16 protein-coding genes are annotated in these 15,908 nt (G+C 64.3%); all 16 read left to right on the top strand.

Features of this window, described 5'->3' with window-relative positions; translation table 11 throughout:
* Positions 1-9 precede the first annotated feature (9 nt).
* The 16 genes from nuoI to ACO06P_RS01885 all read left to right on the top strand — a co-directional run bounded on the left by nuoI (position 10) and on the right by ACO06P_RS01885 (position 15,351).
* Complete coding sequence (gene nuoI, locus ACO06P_RS01960) at positions 10-498, top strand: NADH-quinone oxidoreductase subunit NuoI (protein WP_420348337.1); 489 nt, start codon at positions 10-12, stop codon at positions 496-498.
* Between the two features lie 110 nt (positions 499-608).
* Positions 609-1,223, top strand: a complete 615-nt coding sequence (locus tag ACO06P_RS01955; protein ID WP_420348336.1) for an NADH-quinone oxidoreductase subunit J — start codon at positions 609-611, stop codon at positions 1,221-1,223.
* Between the two features lie 4 nt (positions 1,224-1,227).
* A complete protein-coding gene (nuoK, locus tag ACO06P_RS01950) occupies positions 1,228-1,539 on the top strand; it encodes an NADH-quinone oxidoreductase subunit NuoK (RefSeq protein ID WP_367575451.1) in 312 nt (103 codons plus the stop codon).
* Positions 1,540-1,554: 15 nt separating this feature from the next.
* Positions 1,555-3,504 carry an NADH-quinone oxidoreductase subunit L gene (gene nuoL / locus ACO06P_RS01945; protein ID WP_420348335.1) on the top strand — a complete coding sequence of 650 codons (1,950 nt, stop codon included), beginning with the start codon at positions 1,555-1,557 and terminating at the stop codon, positions 3,502-3,504.
* Positions 3,505-3,511: 7 nt separating this feature from the next.
* Positions 3,512-5,044 (top strand): NADH-quinone oxidoreductase subunit M, encoded by a 1,533-nt coding sequence (locus ACO06P_RS01940; RefSeq protein WP_420348334.1) that lies wholly within the window; start codon positions 3,512-3,514, stop codon positions 5,042-5,044.
* Positions 5,045-5,053: 9 nt separating this feature from the next.
* On the top strand, positions 5,054-6,508 hold the full coding sequence (gene nuoN, locus ACO06P_RS01935) for an NADH-quinone oxidoreductase subunit NuoN (protein WP_420348333.1): 1,455 nt from the start codon (positions 5,054-5,056) through the stop codon (positions 6,506-6,508).
* A 23-nt stretch (positions 6,509-6,531) separates the two neighbouring features.
* Complete coding sequence (locus tag ACO06P_RS01930) at positions 6,532-7,290, top strand: biotin--[acetyl-CoA-carboxylase] ligase (protein WP_420348332.1); 759 nt, start codon at positions 6,532-6,534, stop codon at positions 7,288-7,290.
* A 21-nt stretch (positions 7,291-7,311) separates the two neighbouring features.
* A complete protein-coding gene (locus tag ACO06P_RS01925) occupies positions 7,312-8,085 on the top strand; it encodes a type III pantothenate kinase (RefSeq protein ID WP_420348331.1) in 774 nt (257 codons plus the stop codon).
* A gap of 4 nt (positions 8,086-8,089) precedes the next feature.
* Positions 8,090-9,769, top strand: a complete 1,680-nt coding sequence (locus tag ACO06P_RS01920; RefSeq protein ID WP_420348330.1) for a ribonuclease J — start codon at positions 8,090-8,092, stop codon at positions 9,767-9,769.
* Between the two features lie 32 nt (positions 9,770-9,801).
* The gene (gene mce / locus ACO06P_RS01915) at positions 9,802-10,206 is read left to right on the top strand and encodes a methylmalonyl-CoA epimerase (protein ID WP_420348329.1); all 405 of its coding nucleotides are present in this window, start codon (positions 9,802-9,804) and stop codon (positions 10,204-10,206) included.
* Between the two features lie 9 nt (positions 10,207-10,215).
* Complete coding sequence (locus ACO06P_RS01910) at positions 10,216-10,455, top strand: DUF1467 family protein (RefSeq protein ID WP_420348328.1); 240 nt, start codon at positions 10,216-10,218, stop codon at positions 10,453-10,455.
* Between the two features lie 48 nt (positions 10,456-10,503).
* Positions 10,504-11,088 carry a DNA-3-methyladenine glycosylase I gene (locus ACO06P_RS01905; RefSeq protein WP_420348327.1) on the top strand — a complete coding sequence of 195 codons (585 nt, stop codon included), beginning with the start codon at positions 10,504-10,506 and terminating at the stop codon, positions 11,086-11,088.
* A gap of 339 nt (positions 11,089-11,427) precedes the next feature.
* Complete coding sequence (locus tag ACO06P_RS01900) at positions 11,428-11,892, top strand: hypothetical protein (RefSeq protein WP_420348326.1); 465 nt, start codon at positions 11,428-11,430, stop codon at positions 11,890-11,892.
* Positions 11,893-12,048: 156 nt separating this feature from the next.
* The gene (proS, locus tag ACO06P_RS01895) at positions 12,049-13,386 is read left to right on the top strand and encodes a proline--tRNA ligase (RefSeq protein WP_420348325.1); all 1,338 of its coding nucleotides are present in this window, start codon (positions 12,049-12,051) and stop codon (positions 13,384-13,386) included.
* Positions 13,386-14,633, top strand: coding sequence for a lipoprotein-releasing ABC transporter permease subunit (locus ACO06P_RS01890; protein WP_420348324.1), 1,248 nt, complete (start codon positions 13,386-13,388; stop codon positions 14,631-14,633). The genes proS and ACO06P_RS01890 overlap by 1 nt, the downstream gene beginning before the upstream one ends.
* On the top strand, positions 14,626-15,351 hold the full coding sequence (locus tag ACO06P_RS01885) for an ABC transporter ATP-binding protein (protein WP_420348323.1): 726 nt from the start codon (positions 14,626-14,628) through the stop codon (positions 15,349-15,351). Before ACO06P_RS01890 ends, ACO06P_RS01885 begins: the two co-directional genes overlap by 8 nt.
* Positions 15,352-15,908: the final 557 nt, after the last annotated feature.

Below are 15,908 nucleotides of genomic sequence, written 5' to 3'. Positions count from 1 at the left end.
AGCAATGACATGGGCATGATGGAACGTGGCCTGAAGAGCTTGTTGCTCAGCGAACTGCTGTCCGGCATGTCGCTGACGCTGCGGTACTTCTTCAAGCCGAAAGTGACCCTGAATTATCCCCACGAAAAGGGCCCCTTGAGCCCGCGGTTCCGCGGCGAGCATGCGCTCAGGCGCTATGCCAACGGCGAGGAGCGCTGCATCGCCTGCAAGCTCTGCGAGGCGATCTGCCCGGCCCAGGCCATCACCATCGAAGCCGAACCGCGCGCCGACGGGAGCCGGCGCACGACGCGCTACGATATCGATATGACCAAGTGCATCTACTGCGGCTTCTGTCAGGAAGCCTGTCCGGTGGATGCCATCGTCGAAGGGCCGAACTTCGAATTCGCGGCGGAGACCCGCGAGGAGCTCTTCTACAACAAGGAAAAGCTGTTGGATAACGGCGATCGCTGGGAAACCGAGATCGCCCAGAACCTTGAATTGGACGCGCCCTACCGCTAAGACGCGGCGGAAGACGCACCAAGTGGGCATGTGATTGGGGGAAGTACCGTGCGCGCAGTAGCAAGTGCCCAGGGCGGCAGCCCGCGGGCGATGGCGGGAGGAGGTCAGCCATGATCCTACAGGGCTTGGCCTTCTACCTCTTTGCGGCCGTGACCGTGGCTGCCGGCGTGATGGTGATCACCTCGCGCAACCCGGTGCATTCCGTTCTCTTCCTGATCCTGGCGTTCTTCAACTCGGCCGGCCTCTTCGTCCTGATGGGCGCCGAGTTCCTCGCTATGATCCTGGTCGTCGTCTATGTGGGCGCGGTCGCCGTTCTCTTCCTCTTCGTGGTGATGATGCTGGACATCAACTTCGTGCAGATGCGCGAAGGCTTCATGCAGTATCTGCCCCTGGGGGCGATGATCGGGCTGATCCTGCTGGTGGAACTCGTTCTGGTCGGCGTCGCCTGGGTGGTGGCGCCGGCGGCCGAAACCCTTGCCGCCGTCCCGGCGGCGCCGGCAGGCGACCTGCACAACACCCGCGCCCTGGGCAATGTGATCTACACCGACTACGTCTACCTCTTCCAGGCGGCGGGCCTCATCCTGCTGGTGGCCATGGTCGGGGCCATCGTGCTGACCCTGCGCCAGCGCGAGGGCGTGCGGCGGCAGTCCATCGCGGAGCAGACCAGTCGTACCCGCGAGGAAGCGGTCGAGGTGAAGCAGATCCCAACCGGAAGCGGGGTCTAGGCAGATGCTGGAAATCGGGCTTGGCCACTATCTGACCGTCGCCGCCATCCTCTTTACGCTGGGGATCTTCGGAATCTTCCTCAATCGTAAGAACGTCATCATCATCCTGATGTCCATCGAACTGATGCTGCTTGCGGTCAACATCAACCTCGTCGCCTTCTCGACCCATCTGCAGGATCTGGTCGGGCAGGTCTTCGCCATGTTCGTCCTGACCGTGGCGGCGGCGGAGGCCGCCATCGGCTTGGCCATCCTGGTTGTGTACTTCCGCAACCGTGGCTCCATCGAGGTCGAAGACATCAACATGATGAAGGGCTAGGGGAAGGCCGCTCTCATGGATCAACTCATCGTCCTGCTGCCCCTTCTGGGCGCGATCGTCGCCGGGTTCTTCGGGCCCTGGATCGGCGACCGCGTTTCCATGCTGGTCACCTGCAGCCTGCTGGTCGTTTCGGCGATCCTCTCCGGCATCGTTTTCTACGACGTCGCCATCGCCGGCAATGCGCGCACCACGGAGCTTTTCACCTGGATCGATTCCGGCAGCTTCGAGGTCAGCTGGGCGCTGCGCGTCGACACCCTGACGGCGGTCATGCTGGTGGTTGTCACCTGGGTTTCCTCCATGGTGCACATCTACTCCGTCGGCTACATGTCGCACGACAAGGCCAAGCCGCGCTTCTTCGCCTACCTGAGCCTCTTCACCTTCTTCATGCTGATGTTGGTGACTGCCGACAACTTCGTGCAGATGTTCTTCGGTTGGGAAGGCGTCGGCCTGGCGTCCTACCTGCTGATCGGCTTCTGGTACGAGCGGCCCAGCGCCTGCGCAGCGGCCATCAAGGCTTTCCTCGTCAACCGCGTCGGCGATGTCGGCTTCGCGCTGGGCATCTGCGGGGCCTTCGTGCTCTTCGGGGCCGCCGGCTTCGACGAGGTCTTCGCCGCGGTTCCCGGCATGGCCGATGCCGAGTTCGTCGCCTTCGGCATCGAGGGCCATGCGCTGACCATCATCTGCATCCTTCTGTTCATCGGCGCCATGGGCAAGTCGGCGCAGCTTGGGCTCCATACCTGGCTGCCGGACGCCATGGAGGGCCCGACCCCGGTTTCCGCCCTGATCCATGCCGCGACCATGGTGACAGCCGGCGTCTTCATGGTCGCGCGCCTCTCGCCGATGTTCGAGTACGCGCCCACCGCCCTGGAGCTGGTCACCTACATCGGCGCCCTGACGGCCTTCTTCGCCGCCAGCGTCGGCCTGACCCAGAACGACATCAAGCGGGTCATCGCCTATTCGACCTGCTCCCAGCTCGGCTATATGTTCTTTGCCATCGGCGTATCGGCCTATTCGGCAGCGATCTTCCACCTGATGACCCACGCCTTCTTCAAGGCGCTGCTGTTCCTCGGCGCCGGTTCGGTCATCCATGCCATGTCGGACGAGCAGGACATGCGCCGGATGGGGGGCATCTACAAGATGATTCCCATGACCTACATCCTGATGTGGATCGGCACCCTGTCGCTCCTGGGCATCGGCATTCCGGGCACGCCGATCGGCTTTGCCGGCTTCTTCTCCAAGGACATCGTGGTGGAGGCGGCCTATGCCGACCACTCGGGCCACGGAACCTTCGCCTTTATCGTCGGCGTCTCCGCCGCCGCAATGACGGCCTTCTATTCCTGCCGCCTGATGTTCATGACCTTCCATGGCAAACCGCGGGCGTCCAAGGAAGTGATGGACCACATTCACGAGTCGCCGCAGGTGATGCTGATCCCGCTTTACTTCCTGGCGCTGGGCGCGGTGATCGCCGGCGGCGGGATGTATTACTTCTTCGTCGGCGACGGCATGAACGCGTTCTGGGGCGAGTCGCTGCTGGTCCTGCCGGGCAACAACACGGTGGAGGAGGCGCACCACGTGCCCTTCTGGGTAAAGGCCTCGCCGCTGGTTGCCGGGCTCATCGGCATCGCCATCGCCTGGCTGATGTACATCCGCTCGCCGGACCTGCCGGGCCAACTGGCGCGGTCGCTGCGCCCGCTCTACCTCTTCTCTTTCAACAAGTGGTATTTCGACGAGCTCTACGACCGGGTTTTCGTGCGTCCGGCGCGGTTGATCGGCTTCGGTCTCTGGAAGGGCGGCGACGGTGCCGTCATCGACGGCCTCGGGCCCGACGGCATTGCGGCCACGACCCGCAATATCTCGCGCCGTGCCTCGCTGCTGCAGAGCGGCTACGTCTACCACTATGCCTTTGCCATGCTGATCGGGGTCGTGATCCTGGTTACCTGGTACATCTTGAGCCAGCTGGGGTGATCACGCGATGACGGGTTGGCCGCTTCTTTCGACGATCACCTTCCTGCCGCTGGTCGGGGCGCTGATCATCCTGCTGATCGGGCGTCATGAAGACGAGGCCGTGGTGGCGAAGAACGCGCGCTACATGGCGCTCTGGACGTCTTTCGTCACCTTCATCGTCTCGCTGTTCCTCTGGACCGGGTTCGACCGCAACTCGGCGGACTTCCAGTTCGTCGAGCGGGTCGACTGGATCCCGGCCTTCAACATCAGCTACCACATGGGCGTCGACGGCATCTCGATGATGTTCGTCCTGCTCTCGACGCTGTTGACACCGCTCTGCGTGCTGGCCAGTTGGAACGCCATCCAGACGCGGGTGAAGGAATACATGGTCGCCTTCCTCGTGCTCGAGACGCTGATGGTGGGCATGTTCTGCGCGCTCGATCTGGTGGTCTTCTACATCTTCTTCGAAGGCGTGCTGATCCCGATGTTCCTGATCATCGGCATCTGGGGCGGCGGCCGGCGCGTCTATGCGGCCTTCAAGTTCTTCCTCTACACCCTGCTGGGTTCGGTGCTGATGCTGCTGGCGATCCTCGCCATGTACTTCGACGCCGGCACCACCGATATCCCGACCCTGCTGGCGCACGGCTTCCCGGCCTCTATGCAGGCCTGGCTGTGGCTGGCCTTCTTCGCGTCCTTTGCCGTGAAGATCCCGATGTGGCCGGTCCACACCTGGTTGCCGGACGCCCACGTGGAAGCGCCGACCGCCGGCTCGGTCATCCTGGCCGGCGTGCTCCTGAAGATGGGCGGCTACGGCTTCCTGCGCTTCTCGCTGCCGATGATGCCGCTGGCCTCCGACTTCTTCGCCCCCATGGTCTTCGGCCTTTCGGTCATCGCGGTGATCTACACCTCCCTCGTGGCTCTGGCCCAGGAGGACATGAAGAAGCTGATCGCCTATTCCTCCGTGGCCCATATGGGCTTCGTGACCATCGGCATCTTCGTCGCCAATCAGCAGGGGATCGAGGGCGCGATCTTCCAGATGCTGTCGCACGGCATCGTCTCGGCCGCACTCTTCCTGATCGTCGGTGTTGTGTACGACCGTATGCACACGCGCCTGATCGAGCGTTACGACGGCCTCGTCGAGCGCATGCCGGCCTATGCCCTGGTCTTCATGCTCTTCATGCTGGCCTCTGTCGGGCTGCCGGGCACCAGCGGCTTTATCGGAGAGTTCCTGGTGCTGGTGGGCGCCTTCCAGGTCAATACCTGGGTCGCGCTGCTGGCGGCCACCGGCATGGTGCTGGGCGCGGCCTATATGCTTTACCTCTACCGGCGCATCATTTTCGGGAAGATCACCAAGGACGACCTGAAGTCCATTCTCGACATGGATTGGCGCGAGAAGGCGGTCTTCGCCCCGCTGGTCGTCCTGGTGCTCTGGATGGGCATCTACCCCGCGTCCTTCATCGATGTGATGGCGCCCTCGGTCGAACGCCTGGTGGAGAACTATCAACTTGCGCTTGCCGGCGCCGAGGGCCCGCTGCTTGCCGGCCTCTGGCCGACGCGTTAGGAGGGGGCGATGACCGAACTGAACCTGACGGCGGTCCTGCCGGAACTGCTGCTCGCGATCGGCGGCATGGCCCTGCTGATGCTGGGGGTCTTCCGCGGCAACGGCGGCACGCGCCTGGTTCTCTGGCTGACGGTGGCGCTCTTTGCCGTGGCCTTCGTCATGATCCTGGTCACCATGGGCCGCGACGAGGTCGCCCTCAACCGCCTCTTCGTCGCCGATGCCTTCGGCGACTTCATGAAGCTGCTGGCGCTGGTGGGCTCGGCGGTCACTCTGGTGATGTCCATCCGCTTCATCGAGCGGGAGGGGATGGCGCGCTTCGAGTATCCGGTGCTGATCCTCTTTGCGACCCTCGGCATGTTGCTGATGATCTCGGCCAACGACATGCTGTCGCTTTACCTGGGCCTCGAACTGCAAAGCCTTTCGCTCTACGTCGTGGCGGCTTTCCGCCGCGATCACCTGCGCTCGAGCGAGGCGGGGCTCAAGTATTTCGTCCTGGGCGCGCTGTCGTCCGGCATGCTGCTCTACGGCATGTCCATGGTCTACGGCTTCGCCGGCACCACCTCCTTCGAAGGGCTGGCCGGGCTGATGGCGCAGATGAACGCCGCGGACGAAGCACCACCCATCGGTCTGATCGTCGGTATCGTGTTCCTGGCCGCGGGCCTTGCCTTCAAGATCTCAGCCGTGCCCTTCCACATGTGGACGCCGGATGTCTACGAGGGCGCGCCGACGCCGGTGACGGCCTTCTTCGCCACCGCCCCCAAGATGGCGGCTATGGCCCTGATCGTGCGAGTGATGATCGAGCCCTTCGGCGACCTGGTGGCGCAGTGGCAGCAGATCATCTGGTTCATCGCCCTGGCGTCCATGGTTCTGGGGGCCATCGCGGCGATCAGCCAGACCAATATCAAGCGCCTGATGGCCTACAGCTCCATCGGTCATATCGGCTATGCGCTGATCGGTCTTGCCGCCGGCACGGAGCAGGGGGTTCAGGGTATCCTGATCTATCTGACGATCTACCTCGTCATGAACCTCGGCACCTTCGCCTGTATCCTCTGCATGCGTCAGAAGGACATCATGGTAGAGGGGATCGAGGACCTGAAGGGCCTGAGCAAGACCAACCCCGGCATGGCCTTCGCGCTGGCCACCTTCATGTTCTCCATGGCCGGCATCCCGCCGCTGGTCGGCTTCTTCGGCAAGTTCTACATCTTCCTCGCCGCCATCGAGGCCGGGCTCTATGTCCTTGCCGTCGCCGGCGTCCTGAGTTCGGTGGTTGGCGCCTTCTACTATCTGCGGATCGTCAAGCTGATGTATTTCGATGAGCCGGTGGAGGCCTTCGACCGGCCCATCGGTCGCGAGATGACGGCGATCGTCGCCTGCGCCAGCCTTCTGATCCTGCTGACCACGGTCTGGTTCGCGCCCCTGGGCGACGGCACGGCTTTTGCGGCCGCCTCGCTGTTCGAGGGATGACACCCGCGGCATCGAAGGACCGGGTGCCGAAGCTGCCCCCGGCCTACCGCCTGGTTCAGCTGGAGGAGATCGACAGCACCAGCAGCGAGGCCAAGCGCCGCGCCGAGGACGGCGCCGAGGACGGCACCCTGATCTGGGCTAAGCGGCAGACCGCGGGCTATGGGCGTCAGGACCGCGGCTGGGACAGCGACCAGGGCAATCTCTTCTTTTCCCTGATCGTGCGGCCGGACTGCCGGCTGGAGGAGGCCGCGCAGTTGAGCTTCCTGGCCGCGCTTGCGCTGGGCGATGCGGTCGGCAGCGTGGCGCCGCCAATGATCGAGGTCACCTACAAATGGCCCAACGACGTTCTCTTCAATGGCCGCAAGGGTGCGGGTATCCTCCTGGAGTCCAAGAGCAAAGCTGACGGCGGCCTCGATTGGCTGGTGATCGGAATTGGTGCCAACGTAACCTCTTTTCCGACCCAGACGCGTTTCCCCGCCACCAGCCTGCACTTCGAAGGCTGCCCCGGCAGCGTGACGGCCATCGACCTGCTGGAGTCCTTCAGCCGCCATTGCCTTTCCTGGATCAACCGCTGGCTTGACGACGGCTTCGCGCCGATCCGTCAGGCCTGGCTGAACCATGCCGAGGGCCTGTCGAAGGAGATCGAGGTGCGGCTGCCGCAGGAAACCCTGACCGGTCGCTTTGAGGATCTCGATCCGCGGGGCGCCCTCAAGCTGACTTTGCCGGACGGCAGCCAGCGCAGCATCTCGGCGGGGGAGGTCTACTTCCCCATGGCCCGATAACAGGGCGGGGAAGGAGAACCGATGCTGCTTGCCGTCGATGCCGGAAACACCAATGTCGTTTTCTCGATTTTCGATGGGGAGACGCTCAGAGCCAAATGGCGTGCGTCCAGCGACTCCAAGCGCACCGCCGACGAATATGCCGTCTGGCTCACGCAGTTGATGACCCTGGAGGACCTGCGGCCGGCCGATGTCACGGAAGCGATCATCGCCAACGTGGTCCCCGCCGCCGCCTACCACCTGACGGCGCTCTGCGAGTCGTTTTTTCAGGCCAAGCCCATGGTGATCGGCGATCCCCAGGTCGATCTGGGTATCCAGGTGCGCATGGACAGGCCAGAGAATGTCGGCGCCGACCGCCTGGTCAACGCCGTCGCCGCCCATCACAGCTACGGCGGACCGCTGATCGCCATCGACTTCGGGACCGCGACCACCTTTGACATCATCGGTCCGGACGGCGCCTACGAGGGGGGCGTGATTGCGCCCTCGGCCCAGCACTCCAGCGAGGCGCTCTACCGCGCGGCCGCACAGTTGCCGCGGGTGAAGATCGAGCGGCCCGAGCATGTGATCGGCAAGGACACGGTCCCGGGCATGAAGTCCGGCATCTACTGGGGCTACGTCGGGCTGATCGAAGGGCTGGTTGCACGCATTCGCGAAGAGTACGGTCAGCCCATGAAGGTGATTGCCACCGGCGGCCTGGCCCCGATCTATGCCGAAGCGACCTCGGTCATCGAGGCCGTCGATCAAGACCTGACGCTGCGCGGTCTCTGCCTGATCCACGCGGCGAATGCGGGAGCCTGAGGGCATGGAGGGCGATTACGCCGCCGCCGATCTCGGCGCCGAAAGCCTGTATTTCCTGCCGCTCGGCGGGACCGGCGAAATCGGCATGAACCTCAATCTCTACGGCCACAAGGGCGCCTGGCTGATGGTGGATCTCGGCATCACCTTTGCCGACGGTCGCCTGCCGGGCATCGATGTGCTGATGCCGGATTCCCTCTTCATCGAGGAGCGGCGCGAGGATCTGGCCGGACTGGTGCTGACCCATGCCCATGAAGATCACATCGGTGCCGTTCCCTATCTCTGGCCGATGCTGCGTTGTCCGGTCTATGCGACCCGTTTCACCGCCGCCCTGCTGCGGCGCAAGCTGGCGGAGTTCGGCTTGCTGGAGGAGGTGCCGCTCACGGAAGTACCGCTCTCCGGCCAGTTTTCCGTCGGCCCTTTCGACATTGAGCTGATCACGCTGACCCACTCGATCCCGGAGCCCAATGCCGTGGTGATCCGCACCGGGGCGGGGACGGTGCTTCACACCGGCGACTGGAAGCTGGATCCCGACCCGCTCGTGGGCGACAACTACGACGAGTCGCGGTTGAAGGCCCTCGCCGAGGAAGACGTGCTGGCCATGGTGGGAGATTCGACCAACGCCATGGTGCCCGGCGAGGCCGGGTCCGAGGCCGAAGTGCGGGAACACCTCCGCGCCGTGATCTCCGGGCTCAAACAGCGGGTTGCCGTTGCCTGTTTCGCGAGCAACGTCGCGCGGCTGGAAACGGTCATCCGCGTGGCTGAGGAAACCGGCCGGCGCGTCTGCCTGCTCGGCCGCTCCATGCACCGCATCGTCGACTGCGCGGAGGAGAGCGGCTACCTGAAGGGGCATACCCCCTTTCTGTCGGAAGACGAAATCGACTATCTGCCGCGCGACGAAGTGATGCTCCTCTGCACGGGAAGCCAGGGCGAGCCGCGCGCCGCCCTCTGGCGTCTGGCGCGCGGCGATCATCCTGCGGTGGCGCTTGACCGCGGCGATGCCGTGGTGTTCTCGTCACGGGTCATTCCGGGCAATGAGACCAAGATCTTCGAGTTGCAGAACGCCCTGGTCGAGGCCGGGATCGACATCATCGACGACCGCGATCACGACATTCACGTTTCCGGCCATCCCGGGCGCGAAGAACTAATCCAGATGTACCAATGGGTGCGCCCGCGGGTCGCGGTGCCGGTACACGGCGAGCTACGCCATCTGGCCGCCCACGCCCAGATCGCCAAGGAGTGCCAGATCCCGCAGCAGATCGTCGCCCGCAACGGCGCGATGATCCAGTTGGCGCCGGGCGACGCGCGGATCGTCGACCAGGTTCCAGCCGGCCGCCTGGCTTACGAGGGGCGGCGGCTCCTGCCGCTCAACAGCCCGGTGGTGAAGAGCCGGCAGAAGATGGTGTTCAACGGGGCCGCGGCGGTGACCGTGGTCCTGGACGAGCGCGGACAGTTGGATGGCGATCCCGAGATCAGCACGGCCGGCCTCTTCGAACCCCAGGAGGAGCAGGAGGAACTGGCAGAGATTGACCGCGCGGTCCGCGATGCCGTCCAGCGCCTTGGCAAGCGTGAGCGCCGTGACGATATGGCAGTAGAGGAAGTCGTCGGGCAGGCCGTGCGCCGTACGGTCAACCGCCTGCTCGGCAAGAAGCCGGTAACCATGGTCCACGTGATCCGCTTCGAATAGTCTGGGGTGTCGATGACGAGAGGAGATGCAGAATGATCGGACGCTTGAACCACATCGCCATTGCCGTGCCGGACCTGGAGGCCGGCGCCGCGGTCTACCGCAGCATGCTGGGCGCCGAGGTCTCGGATCCCGTGCCGCAGCCCGACCACGGCGTGACGGTGATTTTCGTCACCCTGCCCAACACCAAGATCGAACTGCTTCATCCCTTGGGCGACAACTCGCCCATCGCCGCGTTCCTGGAGCGCAATCCGGCCGGCGGGATGCATCATGTTTGCTACGAGGTCGACGATATCCTCGCTGCCCGCGATCATCTGAAAGCCGAAGGCGCCCGGGTTCTGGGCGACGGCGAGCCGAAAATCGGCGCCCACGACAAGCCGGTGCTGTTTCTACATCCCAAGGACTTCTGCGGAACTCTGGTTGAGTTGGAGCAGGCCTGAGGTCGCCCAATGAACTGGTTCACCGGCATCCTGGTCTACTGCATGGTCTGGTGCGTGGTCTTCCTGACCACGCTGCCGTTCGGTGTGAAACGGCTCGAGAACCCGCCTCCCGGCCATGAGGTGGGGGCGCCGGAGCGCCCCATGCTGTGGCGCAAGGTCCTGGCCACGACCTTGATTTCCGCCGTCATCTTCACGGTCATCTTCTTCATTATCGAGCAGGACTGGATCAGCTTTCGCCCGAATGCCTAGCGTTCCGGCCGGCAGCATCCCCTCGGTTCTTCTCCGGGACCTCTTTGTATGAGCAGCTATTGCGACTTTGCGCCCGGCAACCCTATTCATGCCTACTATCACGATCATGAATACGGGTTTCCGGTCGACGACGAGGCCGTGCTCTTCGAGCGGCTGATCCTGGAGATCAACCAGGCCGGGCTCTCCTGGGAACTGATGCTGAAGAAGCGCGATAACTTTCGGGCCGCCTATGACGGGTTCGATATCGACCGGGTGGCGGCCTATGGCGAGAAGGAAAGGGCGCGCCTGCTGGCCGATGCCGGCATCATCCGCAACAGGCTGAAGGTCAACGCGGCCATCGAGAATGCGCAGCGCATCGTAGCCCTGCGCGCCGAGCACGGATCGTTTGGCGGCTGGATCGCTGCCCAGCATCCGCTTCCCAAGGAGGACTGGGTCAAGCTGTTCCGCAGGACCTTCAAGTTCACCGGCGGCGAGATTGTCGGCGAGTTTCTGATGAGCATCGGGTATCTGCCCGGTGCCCATCGGGAAAGCTGCCCGGTCTACAAGAGGATCGCCCGCCTGAACCCGCCGTGGATGGACGCCGCAAATGCGAAAAAGACAGGCCCCGAAAAGGCCAAAAGGGCAAAAAAATAGGCAAGCTCAAGGCTTGCCGTTGCCAGTTCCCTGTCAGGTTGCGGAGTTCCTTCTAGAACCCTCATTTTATTGGACGACCCAAAGTGCCGTCTATCAGGCGTTTCCACCCTAAACCTGGGCCGCGCTGCCTTTCATTAGGCAGTTCTTACGGGGCACTACTATTAGCGTAAACGGGATCGTTCGTCATCTTTTTTCTATCGGGTTCTGCGCAGAAGTGCATATTGCATCGCAACAACAGCTTACATGACACGGTTTTGCCTCTGGTATTTGCCCCGCCAGGGTCCGACTCCCGCGAAAATCCTTATGGCTTTGTTAAGCGGCGGCGCCCTAGGCTCGCCGATGGCTTCGTTTTCAACCCTCCGGGCCGCTTTCCTCGGGTTGTGGCTTGCGGCGGGGACAGCCGCGCCGGCCCTGGCCGAGCAGCCCTACCTCACCATCTCCCGGTCCGACTGCCAGAGGCTCGTTCGGCATCTGCCGGCGGCCGACGTCGACTATCAGCCCGGCGTGGACGTGCGGGGCAGGCCGGTGGCCCCGGCCGACCTGGGGGCGTCGGAGCCGGGTGCGGCACCGCCTCTGGCGCTGCCGCGGGCCGTGGTCATCCCCATTGAGGTGGATCTTTTCGACCGCTTCGGGATTCCCGCCGGGGGCGTCAACTTCGATGCTGATGCTTTTGTCGGCGAGGTGACCGTCGATCTCGCCACGGGCGAGGCCTTTTTCAACGGCCAGCCCCTGCAGTCCGAGGCCGAAGCCGAGCTCGCCGCCCGCTGCCAGCGCATCCTGCGGGGCGAAGAAGGAAACAAGTAAGGGCCGTTGGCAGAGGCGGAGAGGCGCCGCCGCGGCATGGACAAGCCCCGGGGCTTCCCATATACAACCTTCACCTCCCGCTTTGGCCCCGGCCGGTCTGGCCCCGGTCGCCGTGGGCCCTGTATTCACTGCCAGAGCTTACCGCCAGAGTATCGCATGCGCCTTTCGCAGTACTTTATGCCCACCCTGAAGGAGACCCCGAAGGAAGCGGAGATCGTCTCCCACCGTCTGATGCTGCGCGCGGGGATGGTCCGCCAGGCCTCGGCGGGGATCTACTCCTGGCTGCCGTTGGGCTATCGGGTCCTGCGCAAGATCGAGCAGATCGTCCGCGAGGAACAGGACGCCTCCGGTTGCCAGGAACTCCTGATGCCGACCATCCAGTCGGCGGACCTCTGGAAGCAGTCGGGCCGCTACGACGACTACGGCAAGGAGATGCTGCGCATCCAGGACCGGCATGAGCGCGAAATGCTCTACGGGCCGACCAACGAAGAGCTCATCACCGAGATCTTCCGCAACGGCGCCAAGAGCTACCGCGATCTGCCCAAGGGGCTCTATCATATCCAGTGGAAGTTCCGCGACGAGGTGCGGCCACGTTTCGGCGTCATGCGCGGACGCGAGTTCCTGATGAAGGATGCCTATTCCTTCGACCTCGACTACGACGGCGCCCGGCGGGCCTATCAGCGCCAGTTCGTCGCCTACCTTCGGACCTTCGCCCGCCTTGGCCTGAAGGCAATCCCCATGGAGGCCGACACCGGCCCTATCGGCGGCGATCTCAGCCACGAGTTCATCGTGCTGGCGGAGACCGGGGAGTCGGAGGTCTACTGCGACCGCGACTTCCTCGACCACGATGTCCTGGGCGAGGACTTCGACTACCAGGATGACGGCGGCGTCCAGAAGGTGGTGGACTACTTCACCAACCTCTATGCCCGCACCGACGAGAAGCACGATCAGGCGCTTTTCGAGGCCGAGGTGCCTGAGACCAGGCGCTACGTCGGCCGCGGCATCGAGGTCGGCCACATCTTCTACTTCGGCACCAAGTATTCGGAACCCCTGGGCGCCCTGGTGACGACGCCGGACGACCAGACCGTGCCGATCCACATGGGGTCCTACGGCATCGGCGTGTCGCGCCTCGTCGGCGGCATCATCGAGGCCAGCCATGACGACAACGGCATCGTCTGGCCGGAATCCGTGGCGCCGTTCAAGCTCGGGCTGATCAACCTGCGGGCCACCGATACCGACTGCACGACGGCCTGCGACACGCTCTACGGCCAGTTGGTCGAAGCGGGGGTCGAGGTGCTCTATGACGACCGCGACATGCCCGCCGGTGCCAAGTTTGCATCCATGGATCTCATCGGCCTGCCCTGGCAGCTCGTGGTCGGCCCCCGTGGCCTGAAGAACGGCGTCGTCGAGATGAAGCGCCGCGGCGGCAACGAGGAGCGCGAAGAGCTCTCGCCCGATGCCGCCGTCGCCCGCCTGGCCAATTCGGCGGCCTGATGGTCTTCGACGCTTTCGAGCGCATGGTGGCGCTGCGTTACCTGCGGGCCCGCAAGCAGGAGGGCACGGTCTCCCTCATCGCCGCCTTCTCCATTCTGGGGATCGCGATCGGCGTCGCGGCCCTGATCATTGTCATGGCCGTCATGAACGGCTTTCGCCAGGAGCTGCTGTCGCGCATTCTCGGCGTCAACGGCCATCTCACGGTCTACGCCGACGGCGGCGGCATGCAGGGCTTCGACGACCTCACCACGCGCCTGCTGGCGGTGGACGGCATCGCCTCGGCGACCCCGCAGATTCAGGGACAGGTCATGGTGACGGCCCAGGGGGCTGCGACCGGCGCCCTGGTCCGCGGCATGCGTCGCGCGGACGTGCAGGCGCGGCCCATCCTCGCCGAGAACATCGTCGCCGGCAGCCTTTCCGACTATGGCGCTGAGGACGGCGTCCTGATGGGTCACCGGCTGGCGCGGCAGCTTGGTCTCAGGGTGGGCGACAGCGTGCGTCTGGTGGCGCCGCAGGGCACCACCACCGTGGTGGGCACCGTCCCGCGCATGAAGACCTACCAAGTCGCGGCGCTTTTCGATGTGGAGATGTACGAGTACGACAACAGCTTCATCTACATGCCCCTGGAGGCGGCGCAGCTTTTCTTCCGCCTGCCGGAGGCGGTGAACGCCCTGGAGGTCTTCGTCGGCGATCCGGACGAGGCGCTTGAGGCGCGGTACGACCTGCAGCGTGAACTGGGCCCGGGGTTCCGCACGGTGGACTGGCAGCAGACCAATGCCAGCTTCTTCAACGCCATTCAGGTCGAGCGCAACGTGATGGCGCTGATCCTGTCGCTGATCACCGTGGTCGCGGCCCTCAACGTCATCTCCGGTCAGACAATGGTGGTGAAGGACAAGGGGCGCGACATTGCCATTCTGCGCACCATGGGGGCGACGCGGGGGATGATCCTGCGCATCTTCCTCCTGAGCGGCGCCAGCACCGGGGTCATCGGCACCGTGGCGGGATTCTGCCTGGGGCTGGCGTTTGCCGCCAACATCGAAACCCTGCGCGAAGGCCTGCAGAACCTGACCGGGCGGACCATCTTCGATCCGGAAATCTACTTCCTCTCGCGCCTGCCGGCGGTGGTGGACCCGGCGGAGGTCATCGTCGTCGTGATCTTCGCTTTGGCGCTCTCTTTCCTGGCGCCGCTCTATCCGGCCTGGCGGGCGGCGCGCCTCGATCCGGTTGAGGCCCTGCGCTATGAATGAGGCTGCCAAGGAGGCGGTCGAGGGGACGCGCGGCGGCAATGCGGCTCCGAACCTGGAACTGCGGCAGGTCAAGCGCGTCTTCCGGCAGGGCCGCAACGAACTGGAGGTGCTGAACGATGCCTCCTTCGCCTTACGGTCGGGGGAGATGGTGGCTCTGGTCGGCCCCTCGGGCGCCGGCAAATCGACCTTGCTGCATATCGCCGGTCTTCTCGAAAAGCCGGACGACGGCGAGGTGCTGATCGACGGTGAGCCCTGCCTGAAACTCTCCGACAACGCGCGCACGGCGCTGCGCCGGCGCGCCATCGGCTTTGTCTATCAGTACCATCACCTGCTGCCCGAGTTCTCGGCGCTGGAGAACGTGATCCTGCCGCAGATGATCGCCGGAGTGGGGCGGTCGGACGCGAAGGCCCGGGCGGCGGCGCTCCTGGACTCCGTCGGCCTCACGCCACGGGCGGACCACCGTCCGGCCCGCCTCTCGGGCGGCGAGCAGCAGCGTGCGGCCATCGCCCGCGGTCTTGCCAACGATCCCTCGGTCCTGCTGGCCGACGAGCCCACCGGCAACCTGGATCCCGACACCGCCGACGGGGTCTTCGCCCAGTTGGTCGGCCTCGTGCGCAATGGTGGCCTGGCGGCGCTGATCGCCACCCATAACATGGACCTGGCCCGGCGTATGGACCGCATCCTGCGCCTGGAACATGGGCATATCGTCGAAGCCTGAGCCGGGCTACCATCCGATCCCACAAATCGTCGCCACTGCCTGACGTTGATCCTGAGGTCGGATTCCGTGAATTGCGGTTCAATTGACATCAAGTGCCCGGACTGCGGCGAACTTGCCAGCTTCGAGGAGCCGTTCGAGTTTCTGGGTCGCGATAGACGGCCATCTTCCGATCAGCCGGTTCATCAATGGGGCGGATGGTCGGTCGTTGAGCGCTTCCCCAGCCAATTTGCGTGGAAGGCGCCTTCTGGGTCCTGCCAGTTCCTGCGTTGGGGAGGAACCGGCAACGATGGCTATCCGTTGCTGACCTACGGCCTGGTTCTTTGCCCGGCCTGCCATGCGAACCGGAAACACAGGCTTTCTTGGCCAAACGATGCGTATTGGCAGTGGATCGTTCGCGGGCAGGTCCTCTGGGCCTGGGACAGGCACCACGCTCAGCAGATCCTGAACTACATAGGTCAGGAGATTCGGCCTTCTCGATATGCGCCTGGGCTTCGGTATATCCCTTCGCATTTCCTCTCGGCAAAGGTCCGCTCGGAGGTGGTCCGGAAGATCGAAGC

This window comes from Pelagibius sp. (genome assembly GCF_965227505.1).
Classification (GTDB): Bacteria; Pseudomonadota; Alphaproteobacteria; order Kiloniellales; family Kiloniellaceae; genus Pelagibius.
This window is presented reverse-complemented; position numbering and strand designations above follow the sequence as displayed.

What these genes read in the sequence shown, in the direction of transcription:
- nuoI (WP_420348337.1), top strand. Translation starts at nt 10, where the DNA reads ATGGGCATGATGGAACGTGGCCTGAAGAGCTTGTTGCTCAGCGAACTG.
- ACO06P_RS01955 (WP_420348336.1), top strand. Translation starts at nt 609, where the DNA reads ATGATCCTACAGGGCTTGGCCTTCTACCTCTTTGCGGCCGTGACCGTG.
- nuoK (WP_367575451.1), top strand. Translation starts at nt 1,228, where the DNA reads ATGCTGGAAATCGGGCTTGGCCACTATCTGACCGTCGCCGCCATCCTC.
- nuoL (WP_420348335.1), top strand. Translation starts at nt 1,555, where the DNA reads ATGGATCAACTCATCGTCCTGCTGCCCCTTCTGGGCGCGATCGTCGCC.
- ACO06P_RS01940 (WP_420348334.1), top strand. Translation starts at nt 3,512, where the DNA reads ATGACGGGTTGGCCGCTTCTTTCGACGATCACCTTCCTGCCGCTGGTC.
- nuoN (WP_420348333.1), top strand. Translation starts at nt 5,054, where the DNA reads ATGACCGAACTGAACCTGACGGCGGTCCTGCCGGAACTGCTGCTCGCG.
- ACO06P_RS01925 (WP_420348331.1), top strand. Translation starts at nt 7,312, where the DNA reads ATGCTGCTTGCCGTCGATGCCGGAAACACCAATGTCGTTTTCTCGATT.
- ACO06P_RS01920 (WP_420348330.1), top strand. Translation starts at nt 8,090, where the DNA reads ATGGAGGGCGATTACGCCGCCGCCGATCTCGGCGCCGAAAGCCTGTAT.
- mce (WP_420348329.1), top strand. Translation starts at nt 9,802, where the DNA reads ATGATCGGACGCTTGAACCACATCGCCATTGCCGTGCCGGACCTGGAG.
- ACO06P_RS01910 (WP_420348328.1), top strand. Translation starts at nt 10,216, where the DNA reads ATGAACTGGTTCACCGGCATCCTGGTCTACTGCATGGTCTGGTGCGTG.
- ACO06P_RS01905 (WP_420348327.1), top strand. Translation starts at nt 10,504, where the DNA reads ATGAGCAGCTATTGCGACTTTGCGCCCGGCAACCCTATTCATGCCTAC.
- ACO06P_RS01900 (WP_420348326.1), top strand. Translation starts at nt 11,428, where the DNA reads ATGGCTTCGTTTTCAACCCTCCGGGCCGCTTTCCTCGGGTTGTGGCTT.
- proS (WP_420348325.1), top strand. Translation starts at nt 12,049, where the DNA reads ATGCGCCTTTCGCAGTACTTTATGCCCACCCTGAAGGAGACCCCGAAG.
- ACO06P_RS01890 (WP_420348324.1), top strand. Translation starts at nt 13,386, where the DNA reads ATGGTCTTCGACGCTTTCGAGCGCATGGTGGCGCTGCGTTACCTGCGG.
- ACO06P_RS01885 (WP_420348323.1), top strand. Translation starts at nt 14,626, where the DNA reads ATGAATGAGGCTGCCAAGGAGGCGGTCGAGGGGACGCGCGGCGGCAAT.